General features: G+C 36.0%; 12 protein-coding genes and 1 CRISPR repeat array. Of the genes, 6 read left to right on the top strand and 6 right to left on the bottom strand.

Annotation, left to right across the window (positions count from 1 at the left end; all coding sequences use genetic code 11):
* The 4 genes from ACGH6P_RS04185 to ACGH6P_RS04200 form a co-directional block, all read left to right on the top strand.
* The coding region (locus ACGH6P_RS04185; protein WP_411596792.1) for a ParB/RepB/Spo0J family partition protein at positions 1-1,191 on the top strand (1,191 nt) is incomplete at its 5' end.
* Position 1,192: 1 nt separating this feature from the next.
* Complete coding sequence (locus ACGH6P_RS04190) at positions 1,193-1,594, top strand: DUF6896 domain-containing protein (RefSeq protein WP_411596793.1); 402 nt, start codon at positions 1,193-1,195, stop codon at positions 1,592-1,594.
* Positions 1,595-1,706: 112 nt separating this feature from the next.
* Positions 1,707-2,075, top strand: coding sequence for a hypothetical protein (locus ACGH6P_RS04195; protein ID WP_411596795.1), 369 nt, complete (start codon positions 1,707-1,709; stop codon positions 2,073-2,075).
* A gap of 370 nt (positions 2,076-2,445) precedes the next feature.
* Positions 2,446-2,673: a hypothetical protein gene (locus ACGH6P_RS04200; RefSeq protein WP_411596796.1), complete on the top strand. Its 228-nt coding sequence runs from the start codon at positions 2,446-2,448 to the stop codon at positions 2,671-2,673.
* Positions 2,674-3,073: 400 nt separating this feature from the next.
* Positions 3,074-4,078: direct repeats of the CRISPR family, unit length 29 nt; unit sequence CGGTTTATCCCTGTGTATACAGGGAACAC.
* A 276-nt stretch (positions 4,079-4,354) separates the two neighbouring features.
* Here the strand turns inward: ACGH6P_RS04200 and ACGH6P_RS04205 are convergent.
* The 6 genes from ACGH6P_RS04205 to ACGH6P_RS04230 form a co-directional block, all read right to left on the bottom strand.
* The gene (locus ACGH6P_RS04205; RefSeq protein WP_411596797.1) at positions 4,355-4,744 is read right to left on the bottom strand and encodes a hypothetical protein; all 390 of its coding nucleotides are present in this window, start codon (positions 4,742-4,744) and stop codon (positions 4,355-4,357) included.
* A 67-nt stretch (positions 4,745-4,811) separates the two neighbouring features.
* Positions 4,812-5,405, bottom strand: a complete 594-nt coding sequence (locus ACGH6P_RS04210; RefSeq protein ID WP_411596798.1) for a UbiX family flavin prenyltransferase — start codon at positions 5,403-5,405, stop codon at positions 4,812-4,814.
* A gap of 433 nt (positions 5,406-5,838) precedes the next feature.
* Complete coding sequence (locus ACGH6P_RS04215; RefSeq protein WP_267352583.1) at positions 5,839-7,047, bottom strand: aldose 1-epimerase family protein; 1,209 nt, start codon at positions 7,045-7,047, stop codon at positions 5,839-5,841.
* Positions 7,048-7,225: 178 nt separating this feature from the next.
* Entirely contained in the window at positions 7,226-7,804 is a 579-nt protein-coding gene (locus ACGH6P_RS04220) for a thymidine kinase (RefSeq protein ID WP_065559418.1), read from the bottom strand.
* Between the two features lie 100 nt (positions 7,805-7,904).
* Entirely contained in the window at positions 7,905-8,657 is a 753-nt protein-coding gene (gpmA, locus tag ACGH6P_RS04225; protein WP_065559417.1) for a 2,3-diphosphoglycerate-dependent phosphoglycerate mutase, read from the bottom strand.
* 117 nt (positions 8,658-8,774) lie between these two features.
* Positions 8,775-9,806: a peptidoglycan DD-metalloendopeptidase family protein gene (locus ACGH6P_RS04230; RefSeq protein WP_411596799.1), complete on the bottom strand. Its 1,032-nt coding sequence runs from the start codon at positions 9,804-9,806 to the stop codon at positions 8,775-8,777.
* A 398-nt stretch (positions 9,807-10,204) separates the two neighbouring features.
* Here ACGH6P_RS04230 and rsmI point away from each other — a divergent pair, with 398 nt between their 5' ends.
* Both rsmI and ychF read left to right on the top strand, forming a co-directional pair.
* Positions 10,205-11,029 carry a 16S rRNA (cytidine(1402)-2'-O)-methyltransferase gene (rsmI, locus tag ACGH6P_RS04235; protein WP_411596800.1) on the top strand — a complete coding sequence of 275 codons (825 nt, stop codon included), beginning with the start codon at positions 10,205-10,207 and terminating at the stop codon, positions 11,027-11,029.
* Between the two features lie 194 nt (positions 11,030-11,223).
* Positions 11,224-12,315, top strand: a complete 1,092-nt coding sequence (ychF, locus tag ACGH6P_RS04240) for a redox-regulated ATPase YchF (RefSeq protein WP_411596801.1) — start codon at positions 11,224-11,226, stop codon at positions 12,313-12,315.
* Positions 12,316-12,337 lie beyond the last annotated feature (22 nt).

A 12,337-nucleotide genomic window follows, 5' to 3' on the forward strand; every position in this document is an offset into this window, starting at 1 on the left:
GAAATACGGGAACGGGAGTTGTCTTTCTTTGATGATAATAACTGGATAGAATTCAGTGTCGAAAACTTACCGAATCACTCTTTTACGTTATTTAATAACAGTAATCAACGAATGATTTATCAGGGTCAACTTGATAGTCGAGGACACGCTTACGTCAATCTTGAGCCGGATATAAAATTAGTGGATGTCGTCTTTGACCGCCAAGCACAACACCGAGCCTGGTATCAAGATGTCCCCTTACAGATATTGGGTGGTTTACGAGATGCAGGGCAAAGTACACTCGATTTATTATGGGATAGCAACTTAATTAATCCGATATTGCCACTATTTTTTGCTCGAGTGCATGCAGAAATTATCAGTGATAAACCGATTGGTCAGGCGCCCAATCCTATACAAATTCCTGAGGTATCACCACCACAGACTATCTCAGGTGGGATAACACATGGTGTCAGTCAATTTATTGTCGGGTTTATACCGGCGGTAAGGGCAACCAAATTTATAAAACCCTTGAAAAATGTAGGCTCGTGGGTAAAAGGGATGATAGCAGGCAGTGTCACAGATTTTACGGTATTTAGCCCTCATGAAGAACGCCTGTCAAACTTAGTACAAGAATTTCCCGAACTGGCTAACCCAATAACCGAATATTTACAAGCCAAACCAGACGATAGTTTTGCAGAAGGACGATTAAAAAACAGCTTAGAAGGATTGTTAGTAGGCTGCTTAGCCGAACCCTTAACCCGTTCACTACGCTTATTAAAATACTCCCGAATTAAAATAACCGGCACTGAAGTCAGAGCGAAGGTACATCATAAAATTGAAGCGGTAGAGGTTGAATTAGATGAGGTTAATTGGAATAATTCTAATACGGGAATTAATGCTATATCTAATATACAACAGACTATCAAAGAAGTAGATCCTAAATATCTAATTAGTAGACAGAATTCTAATGAAATATCGGGATCAGACATTAAAAGACTTGTGAAAGATATGAAAACAAATGGATTTGATATAAGTCAACCTATAGATATTGCTACTATAAATGGCAAAATGATAATTATTGACGGTCACCATAGGGCTGTAGCAGCAATTAAAGCTGGTATTAAAAAGGTACCTGTCCGAGTAAATCATTTAACAGAAGCACAAGCAGATCAACTTTTAATAGAAGCGGCAGAGGCTCATTTGAGATATTAATATGATAAAACACATAAAAAAATTACTTCAATTACAAAATACTATTATGGCTTGTTTCAGGTTAACTTATCCCAAAATTAAAGATTTTGATTTATTATTAGATTTTCCTTCAAAAGGGAATTTAGAAATTCTCGGGCAAGAATGGGTGTTTATTAAACATGGAAAAGGGATCAAATTTATAAGAAAAAATCCATTGCCTGAAATAATAGTTAATATACACAATTACATCACCAACCCAAATGTGTTTGATGAATGGCGATTAATACAGTTTCTTGAATCGATGAACATTTATATAACAAAAAATGAAATTGATAACTGTTTGGAAAGTTTATTATTTACCAATTTTTTAACTAAAATATCGGAAAAAGAATATGAGTTAAATAAAGAAAATCATGATAAATAAAACAATAATGGAACCAACAACACATTGTACGATAAAAGTAGTAGATCCAAACACCTATAAACCAAGTGTGGGAGAAAAAGCAACAATTATTAATCAACCAAAGGAATAGAATATGAATAAGATTAAATGGGTAACTCAGGCAATAGCACAACCTTGTGAAATACAAAAAAGTTTATTTCCTGATTTTGCAAATATAGCTGATGAATTAGCGGTTGAGTGGGAAATGGCTTTAGAAGAACTTAATGACCCTCTGGTAGAATCTTCTCTTACATCAGAGCAAAAACTAGCAGTAAAAAAATTAGATGATTATATGTTATCTATAAGCGGAGCAGCTAATATTCAATACTGGAATAATGACGCACTTTGCCAAAGTGCTGAGTGGCAGAAGATGAGAAAAATGGCCATTGATATATTGCTCATCATGAATTGGGAAAATGTTATACCAGCAAAATCCGATGAAATATATATCGATCATGGTTAGGTATTAAATATCAGCTTTTTAACTTGGGGAATCTTTATAAGCTTTCTTTAAATAAGCATTGCAAAGTCAATAATTAACTTATACCGTAGGTGGTAAACCGATTCCTAATTTTTAAATGATATTATAGAAAATAGTAGAAGCATGTATAAAAGATTTGATATATTTTAAATAATAAAATTATATTCTAGTGGGATTACTCTTGTTTTATTCCTACGGGTGGAAAACTTGTAAAATCTACAGACGACCAAAGAATATTTGGTTTTGGAGCGAGAGTAATTGCTAATTGGCTAAGAGTTAATATTCAATAAACTCAGTCAATATCTGGATTAACAATCTGACAGATTTAGAACACAGCCGAGCACCTGATGGCATGTTTGGCATTGGTAATGCTCACTGGGTATTGATTACTGGAAATTATGTTTTTATAGGTACTGAATACGTCGAAGAACAACAAGTCATTATGACCAAAGAACAACTTTTATATGTGTTAGAGCAATATAAAGCTTTCTTAGAAGGAGATTTTAAAGATCCCAATAACCCACCCGATCCTATTGATGTTGAATTTATTGCAGAAGGGCAAGAAACGATCGATATCTAATAATAGATTGCCAAATTCTCATCTAGTTCCTTACGCTTGTTAAAAAACACCCCACCTAATCCGTGGGAAGTCCTTTTAATGTTCCTAAATCTACATGCATGTTTAATAATTAACTTGCTATGATAATCTTCAACTATACCTGTTGAATTAATTCAGCAACAAGTAGGTAAAGGTGCTCAAGTAACAATCAATACTGAACATATTTTAAATGGTGAGATAAAAACTTATGCAAATGGGTTCATGATTGGTACAGGTGGCATTATTTTGTTGATGTCTACGCCCGATCAAGTAGCTTTATTTTACGAAATCCCTGCAAACGCTTCCTGTAATCCATTTTGTTCGCATGCGAACAGTATATAAGGAATATAGTTTAGATCACCTACTGGTATTTGCTGTATCGAGGTTTATCCCTGTGTATACAGGGAACACTTTGTATTGATGATTTTCGGATCTGGTGTTTATGGTTTATCCCTGTGTATACAGGGAACACGCTTGCTTTAACACGTCTTCCGTTACTCGTTTCGGTTTATCCCTGTGTATACAGGGAACACGTTTGCATTCACTGCTAATTCCAGACTTGTAACCGGTTTATCCCTGTGTATACAGGGAACACAATCAAAATGGGTACTACAAAAATGATTAATCCGGTTTATCCCTGTGTATACAGGGAACACTCCACCGTGGTGGTGTCAGTAGACACGGCCCCCGGTTTATCCCTGTGTATACAGGGAACACTATTCTCGGCGAGACCACTCGTAATCACTAGGCGGTTTATCCCTGTGTATACAGGGAACACCTATCTGTTGTTGTGCGTGATTTTTACGATCGCGGTTTATCCCTGTGTATACAGGGAACACTCAAATAAATCAAAGCCTAAACGCTCCGCATCGGTTTATCCCTGTGTATACAGGGAACACAACGACAAAGGCCTCGTTGGCAGATTGGAAGTCGGTTTATCCCTGTGTATACAGGGAACACCGGCAACCAGTGTAGACAATTTGAAATTCTCCCGGTTTATCCCTGTGTATACAGGGAACACTTCGTCTTACTCCAGATAGCGAGTCAGATTTACGGTTTATCCCTGTGTATACAGGGAACACAGGCATACGCTCGTTGTTCCTGTAACGTATAACGGTTTATCCCTGTGTATACAGGGAACACTTGATAATTTCAAACCCAGCTCACGAGCAATGCGGTTTATCCCTGTGTATACAGGGAACACGCGGCGTAATCTAATTCATTTTTCTGTAAATCCGGTTTATCCCTGTGTATACAGGGAACACTGCTAATTGACGGATTAGCCAGAGTTGGCGGGCGGTTTATCCCTGTGTATACAGGGAACACTATTGGTAAAAATTGGGCTGGTGGGGTTTATGCGGTTTATCCCTGTGTATACAGGGAACACTCTAATTATAACCTATTGTTTATTAATTAAAATAGGAGGGTGTAAAATTCCACCAACTTTTTTGCTGCTTTTTTAAGCGATTGAAATTCTGATGGAGTTTGACAAAATTTATAATATTATCAATTTATTAAGCAATATTAGTAAAGAAATTTGTGCAATATTTATACTTGCCATGCGCTTATGTACCGACGCTATTTTGGATCATTGCATAACAGATCGTTATGTTAATTAGCTCTATTGGACTAAGCAGATTTTACTAAAAAACTCACTCATTATTTATTCCTCTGTCCTATCCCAATGGGTTTTATGTGCAAATCCCATTAAATTATTGGTCATTTTAATTCGTTGTAATTTAAGTGACCAAATTGGCGCTTTAATCATTCTGGCAAAAGGGAATTTTCGATAATAGTGTGAGTAAGCTTGGGTGGCATCGTGCCCCTCTAATTGCGATGCGATGGCTTGAAATTGAATACCTTGGATTTTTGCAACGGTCTTTGGTGCTATGCTTATTGTACCCGCCACGTGTGAATGGGTTAACATCGCATTACCATGAATTGTTTTCACGTCAGAAAGGATATAAAGACACATGGAATCTTCATTAAAAACATAAAAAGCATTACACGCCCAAAGTTGATGATCAGGCAGAATCATACTGAGTGATAACACATGGTGTTTGTTAATAAATTCAAGGATTTTTTTATTGGGCTGCATATTTAATGAAAGTTAAACTCGATTAAGATGGTGTATTGTTTAAATGCATATCTTCACCCCAACGAGGTAATGCAGAAATATCGATATCAAACAGGTCTAACGCTCTAGCTACACTATGAGTTATCATATCATCAATACTATCAATACGTTGATACAGTGCCGGCACAGGTGGAAATATCACCCCACCCATTAAAGTGACAGCCTCCATATTTTTAATATGTCCTAAATGTAAAGGTGCTTCACGTACCATTAAGACTAAACGGCGACGTTCTTTTAAAACTACATCGGCAGCCCGAGTTAGCAAATTATCCGATAAACTGTTAGCAATTGCAGACAAACTACGCATTGAGCACGGTGCAACTAACATGCCCATTGTTTTATAAGAACCACTTGCTATAGCTGCCCCGATATTATTAATAGAATAAACCTTGTCGGCAAGCGCCTCTATCTGTTTGATGCTCATATTGGGAACTTCGTAAGAACAGGTCATTTGGGCAGCTTTAGAGATTACCAAATGAGTTTCAATATCCAATGGTTTTAAAAGCGTTAACGCTTTTATGCCATAAGCAAACCCCGTTGCACCACTGATTCCTATAATGATACGCTTTGCTGTCATGTTAATTCCTATAGTATTTTGAATACAAACAACATCGGTTGACATTGATATGTTCAAAATAAGATGATTCCAATTTTTTCATTCGATAAACTGAGATGTTATGCATGAGTAAATCTTATCACTTATCATTGATAGCTCATTGAACAAAAAAGCTGTCAAGTTAAAAAGATCGATTATGATAGATTTATCACAACACATCATACCTATATCGAATTTAGCTTTCAAGTAAGGGAAAGCTTATATAAAAATTGAGAACAAAAAAGAATAAATTTATTTAATAAAATTAATCTTTTTAATAAAACGATATTACATTAAGTTTAAGGATTTGGATATCAGCGACACAAATACAACATTACAGATGAAATGTGATGAATTAAGATAAAATGCGCTAACTACGCCTAATTTAATAGGCTTAGGCGTAGTATACTTTCCGTTATTCCTTAGCCATTGGCTGTTCAACCACTTTGGTTTCTTGATTACCTTGAATTGCTTGGATTTGTTGAGCATATTTGGCGACAGCATCTTTACCGGATAACAGACTATAAGTTAACGTAAATTCGGTACTTTGTCCCGGCTCTAACTGGCGTACCCGTTTTTGTTCACGTTCAATTGTCACAGGATAGGCAAAACTGGTTCCCGGTTCTAAACCAGTAACATAACCTTGCTTAAGTGTATCGGTATTTTTCCACAAAGAAAGAACAGGAAGTTCTTTGGTATTAAAAGCAATACCTGTGCCTTTATCCCCTGCTTTATTCGTTAACATAACTTGCGTTTTACCATTAGCATCGGCATACGGATAAACGTTAAATACCATTTCGTCAAAACCTTTGGTTGGCCCTAGATAAGTTTGCCATGTTTTTAACCCATCTTTAGCATAATCGTTAAATGGCGAGATTTCTCGGACTGGTGCAACAAATTGAGCACCCTCTTCCAAAATTGGCGTACCGTAATTGCTATGATAAATGATTTGGAAATCTTTCGTGTAATCACCTTTATTGGTCACAACATCATGTACCGTAAACTCTTTACTACCTGGTACGTAACTTATTGATGCCCACGTTTCAAGATTGCTCTTTTTGAATGTGTTTTCTTTTATTAAACCTTTAACCGTGATTGTGTAAGGTGCTTTATCTAAAACTTCGACGACTAATTTTGAAACTGGAGTGTTTTGAGCTCGCCCATGCAATGTATACATCATTCCGTCTGCTTGCACTGCATGACCTGTCCATTCAAAACCACAACGCACCATCATTTCGTTAAAACCATCCAACCAACCCAGTCCTGCACGGCTTTCAAGATTTATAAATTTGGGGTGAACAATTTCGTCAACTGGTGAATCCCACCCCATTCGAATACCGTCACCAACAACTGAAATAATTCCCAGTCCACGAGTCGGACTTAATTTTATGGTAAAATCATTACTGTTGATTGTTAATAACTCGCTTCCTTCTTGTTTTCCACCTTTAAGGACAGTATTTGCAATAAAAAATTTTTCGGCGTTTATCCCTAAATCTTTATTGGAGATAGACCAATTTCCTTTTGCTACATCTTTCTCGGTATCAATTAGCACAAACTCTTTAGCATTAGCCGTCATGGTTGTAAAACATGCTAATACTGCAAGTGAAATGATTTTAACTTTCATGTTAATTCCTCATAATTTATTAAAACAACTAAACTGAATCGCTTCAGTCAATATGGCATAAAACGAGATAAATCAACAAAAAGAAAATATCAAAAATGAGAGATTATTCACACTTTTTAAACAGAAAAAATATCAATAATCTTATGAGTTATAATGAAATGATTTTATTTAACCACAATTAACGATTGGGTCTAACCTGTCCTGCTTTCCAATGTTTACGGCAAACAGAATGAAACTCGCTATCACCTAAATGTATAGAGTTACCAAACTTAACAATCTTACCATCTTTACCTTCTAGCAAATTCATCGTTGCTTTTTTTCCACACCAACAAACGGTTTTAAGCTCTCTAAAATTATCTGCGATTTCAAGTAAGGTTTTTGAGCCTTCAAAAAGATGTCCCATATAATCTGTTTTTAATCCAAAAAACATCATTGGTACTCCATACTCATCACAAACATCAGATAATTTCCAGATTGTATTTCGGGATAAAAACTGACTTTCGTCGATCAGTATACAGGCATAATCATTTTGTTTAATTAATTCAATTATCTCATCAACACTATTATCATCAAGTTGTAGCGCTTTTTTGCGTAATCCTAAACGTGATACAATTTCTACAGCAGAATCACGCGTATCGACAGACGATTTAAGTAGCAATGTTTGCATATTATTACTTAAATAATTATGGTCGATTTGTAATAATTCAGTTGATTTACCCGCATTCATGACGGCATAAATATAATAAATTTTCGACAAAATAAGGCCTCAAAATAAATTAATAAAGAAACAGAATAATTTAGAAAATAAAAAAGGTAAGTTATCAAACCTACCTTTTATCATTATAATGAAATAAAAACTATTTTGCTTTGCCTTGATTTGCAACAGCTGCTTGTTTGGCGGCAATTTCATCAGCATTACCTAAATAGTAATGTTTGATCACTTTCATATTGTCATCAAATTCATATACTAAAGGCACACCCGTTGGAATGTTAAGATCAATAATATCATCATCACTGATATTATCTAAATGTTTAACTAAAGCACGTAAAGAGTTACCATGAGCAGCAATAATAACACGCTCGCCTCTTGCTACACGTGGTGCAATCGTTGATTCCCAGTAAGGCAGAACACGTTTGATTGTTAATGCTAAGCTTTCTGTTAATGGTAATTCTGATTCAGGCAATTTGCTGTAACGTGAATCATGTCCCGGAAAACGCTCATCTGATTTTTCTAATGCAGGTGGGGTAATAGCAAAACCACGACGCCACAATTTTACTTGCTCATCACCATATTTTGCAGCAGTTTCCGCTTTATTTAAACCTTGAAGTGCACCATAGTGACGCTCATTTAATTTCCAACTTTTTTCAACAGGTAACCATGCTTGATCCACTTCATCTAAAACATGCCATAATGTGTGAATAGCACGTTTTAACACTGAGGTATACGCATAATCAAATTCGAAACCTTCTTTTTTAAGTAATTGACCTGCTTCTGCTGCTTCTTTATTACCTTTATCAGATAAATCAACATCAGTCCAACCACAAAAACGGTTTTCTTGATTCCAAACACTTTCTCCATGTCGAATAAGAACTAATTTTTTTACTGCCATGAATATAACTCCTTTGTTACGTAAAATAAATTTGATGTATCTTGTTATCAACAGGAATACATGATTTTAATCATGTATTCCTGTTGTATTTCAATAAACGTTTTTAAACTATACACATTATTTTGGTAAATATTTTGCAGGATCAACGGATTGCGCTTTATAACGAATCTCAAAATGTAGTCTAACTGATGAAGTTCCTGTTGCGCCCATTGTTGCAATTTGCTCACCGGCTCGAACTGTTTGTTGTTCCTTAACTAAGATTGATTGATTATGCGCATAAGCTGTTAAATAATCATCATTATGTTTAACAATAATTAAATTACCGTATCCCGGTAACGCATTACCAGAATAAACCACTCGACCATCAGCCGCAGCGACAACTTTATCACCTAACGATCCTGAAATATCAATCCCTTTACTTGCGTTAGAAAACTTTTCAATAATCTTACCATTAGCTGGCCATTGCCAAGAAATATTAGCAACCGTGGCTGTTGCGCCTCCTAAATTGGAACGACTTTGATCCGATGAATTAGAACTACTTGGAACAGGTGTAATAGTATTACTTTGAACAGATTGAATGGTGCTGCCTTGATCAGATGAACGGCTTGATGAAGTACCATTTGAATTATCTTTGATCGTCACAACTTTTTGGGTAACATTATTTTTAGTTTCAACAACCGTTGTTCCAAAACTGACATCCAAAACTTGACCTACATTAACGGCGAAAGGTTCTTTAATATTATTTTTTGCGGCTAATGATCGATAATCATTACCCGTTACCCAAGCAATATAAAATAAGGTATCTCCACGTTTGACAGTATAAGTATCCCCTTTATAGCCACCTTTAGGAATATCATCATAATTACGATTATACACAATACGTTCATTCGTTGTTGCAACGCTTTGACCAGACGAGCTGGAAGATTGCACGGTTGAACTAGAGCTTGATGACGATTTAGGATAAGTAGAGTTCGATATTCGGTTACCCGTCGAAATATTTGTCGGTGGTCTGCTATAAATAGACGGATTTGAACTCCCGGAAGAATCTGAAATATCTACAATTGTAGCAGGGTTTGTTTGAGTACACGCAGCAATCAGCAAACTTAAACTACTTAATGTGAGAATTTTTTTCACTTTAATACCTTTCATTCGTTAATCTTATTTTGGTAGAAATTGCCCATGATTATACATTTTAACGTTTTTACCGTAAAAAGCTATTATCTTTAAAAGATTCATGCTAATTTGATCATGGTCGAAGAATGATGAGGAGTACTTAATTAAAGACAAACTCACGCCATAAATCCAATAAGCTGTATAAAAATGGATGCCCTTTCTGACAAGAAATTTAATACCACTATACCATTAGTGAATCAACAAGCAAACTTGCTTATCAACTAAGATTAAATATTCAAAATGCAATTTTACAATGGGTATAAAATGATAAAAACTGAAATTGTTTTGAACGCAATGAGTATATACAATAAAATAGGTTTTCGTATAGTATATTTGTGGTATTTTTTTTCAAAATTAAAATGTGACCAAATCTAATGACTTTATATATTGTAGCCACCCCAATTGGAAACTTAAACGATATCACGCTTCGCGCAATTGAGATCCTTAAAAAGGTTGATTTAGTTGCTGCCGAAGACACTCGCCACAGTGGATTACTGTTGCAACATTTGGGAATCAAAGCCAAACTTTTTGCACTGCACGATCACAACGAGCAAGAAAAATCTCAGCTATTAATCGAAAAGCTCAAGTCTGGCGTATCGATAGCATTAATATCTGATGCTGGAACCCCCTTAATAAATGATCCAGGCTATCATTTAGTGAAAGCTTGCCGTGAAAATGAGATTAACGTTGCTCCTATTCCTGGTGCTTGCGCAGCGATTGCAGCTTTATCGGTTGCAGGACTACCGTCTGATAAATTCAGCTATGAAGGTTTTTTACCCGCTAAAAGTAAAGCTCGTCAGGACTATTTAATGACACTGGTGAATGAAACACGAACGATGATATTTTATGAATCAACACATCGTTTACTTGATACCTTACATGATATGCAAACTGTATTTGGCGCAGACAAACAAATCGTATTAGCCAAAGAGCTAACTAAAACATGGGAAACGATTGTCAGCTATCCGGTGAGTCAATTAATTAATTGGCTAAATGAAGATATTGCCCGTCAAAAAGGGGAGTTTGTTTTAATTGTTGAAGGTCATACTAAAACTGACAGGGATATCGATCCCAATGTCATTCACACATTAAAGTTATTAACCAACGAGCTTCCATTAAAAAAAGCGGCTGCAATCACCGCCGAAATATACGGACTTAAAAAGAACCAACTTTATCAAATTGGATTGAGTTTGGAATAATGAAAGCATCAACCAACTAACATTTAATAGCTATTGAGCTAAAACAAACTTACTAGCTAAATAGTAAGAAAGCGTTAACCTCGAATAAGATTAGACAGTAAAACATCGATAAGAACATTGGCACAAATAGTGCGATTTAGTATATAATTAGCCACTATTTTTAAGTAATTTAATGATAAAAGGTAACAAACAGTATGGGATTCAAATGTGGGATCGTCGGACTACCAAATGTTGGTAAGTCAACACTTTTTAACGCACTAACTAAAGCAGGCATTGAGGCGGCTAACTTTCCGTTTTGTACAATCGAGCCAAACACTGGTGTAGTGCCAATGCCCGATCCTCGTCTCGATCAGCTTGCTGAAATTGTCAAACCCCAACGCACTTTACCAACCACAATGGAATTTGTGGATATTGCTGGATTAGTGAAAGGTGCATCAAAAGGTGAAGGGCTTGGAAACCAGTTTTTAGCCAATATCCGTGAAACCGAAGCAATTGGTCATGTCGTACGATGCTTTGAAAATGAAAACATCATTCACGTAGCAGGTAAAATTGACCCTGCCGAAGATATTGAAATTATTAACACCGAGCTAGCGTTAGCAGACCTTGAAGCTTGTGAACGTACTATGACTCGACTACAAAAACGAGCAAAAGGCGGTGACAAGGATGCCAAGTTTGAACTTGAAATTCTAGAAAAATGTCTACCCCACTTAGAACAAGGTAAAAAATTATTACTATTGGATTTAAGCAAAGAAGAGCTAAACGCAATAAAGTATCTTAGCTTCTTAACCTTAAAACCAACCATGTATATTGCTAATGTCAACGAAGACGGTTTTGAAAATAACCCTTATTTAGATAAAGTCAAAGCCATTGCAGAAGCAGAAAAAGCGGTTGTTGTTCCTGTCTGTGCTGCCATTGAAGCGGAACTTTCAGAACTTGATGATGCTGACCGAGATGAATTTATGCAAGATTTAGGATTAACTGAACCGGGGTTAAATCGTGTCATACGTGCAGGTTATAAATTACTTAATTTACAAACCTATTTTACCGCAGGCGTGAAAGAAGTACGAGCATGGACAATATCCGTTGGTGATACCGCACCGCAAGCGGCTGGAAAAATCCACACTGATTTTGAAAAAGGCTTTATCCGAGCGCAGACTATCGCATTTGATGACTTTATCAAATACGGGGGTGAACAAGGTGCAAAAGAAGCAGGTAAAATGCGTTCTGAAGGTAAAGACTACATCGTACAAGACGGCGACATTATGAACTTTTTATTTAATGTCTAATAGTAACACGTATGATGAAATA

It is taken from the genome of Gilliamella sp. CG25, from assembly GCF_046635705.1.
Classification (GTDB): domain Bacteria; phylum Pseudomonadota; class Gammaproteobacteria; order Enterobacterales; family Orbaceae; genus Gilliamella; species Gilliamella apicola_I.

Bases quoted from the DNA above. Each gene is read 5' to 3' on its own strand.
- ACGH6P_RS04195 (WP_411596795.1), top strand. From the start codon at position 1,707: ATGAATAAGATTAAATGGGTAACTCAGGCAATAGCACAACCTTGTGAA.
- ACGH6P_RS04190 (WP_411596793.1), top strand. From the start codon at position 1,193: ATGATAAAACACATAAAAAAATTACTTCAATTACAAAATACTATTATG.
- ACGH6P_RS04215 (WP_267352583.1), bottom strand. From the start codon at position 7,047: ATGAAAGTTAAAATCATTTCACTTGCAGTATTAGCATGTTTTACAACC.
- rsmI (WP_411596800.1), top strand. From the start codon at position 10,205: ATGACTTTATATATTGTAGCCACCCCAATTGGAAACTTAAACGATATC.
- ACGH6P_RS04210 (WP_411596798.1), bottom strand. From the start codon at position 5,405: ATGACAGCAAAGCGTATCATTATAGGAATCAGTGGTGCAACGGGGTTT.
- ACGH6P_RS04230 (WP_411596799.1), bottom strand. From the start codon at position 9,806: ATGAAAGGTATTAAAGTGAAAAAAATTCTCACATTAAGTAGTTTAAGT.
- ychF (WP_411596801.1), top strand. From the start codon at position 11,224: ATGGGATTCAAATGTGGGATCGTCGGACTACCAAATGTTGGTAAGTCA.
- ACGH6P_RS04200 (WP_411596796.1), top strand. From the start codon at position 2,446: ATGTTTGGCATTGGTAATGCTCACTGGGTATTGATTACTGGAAATTAT.
- gpmA (WP_065559417.1), bottom strand. From the start codon at position 8,657: ATGGCAGTAAAAAAATTAGTTCTTATTCGACATGGAGAAAGTGTTTGG.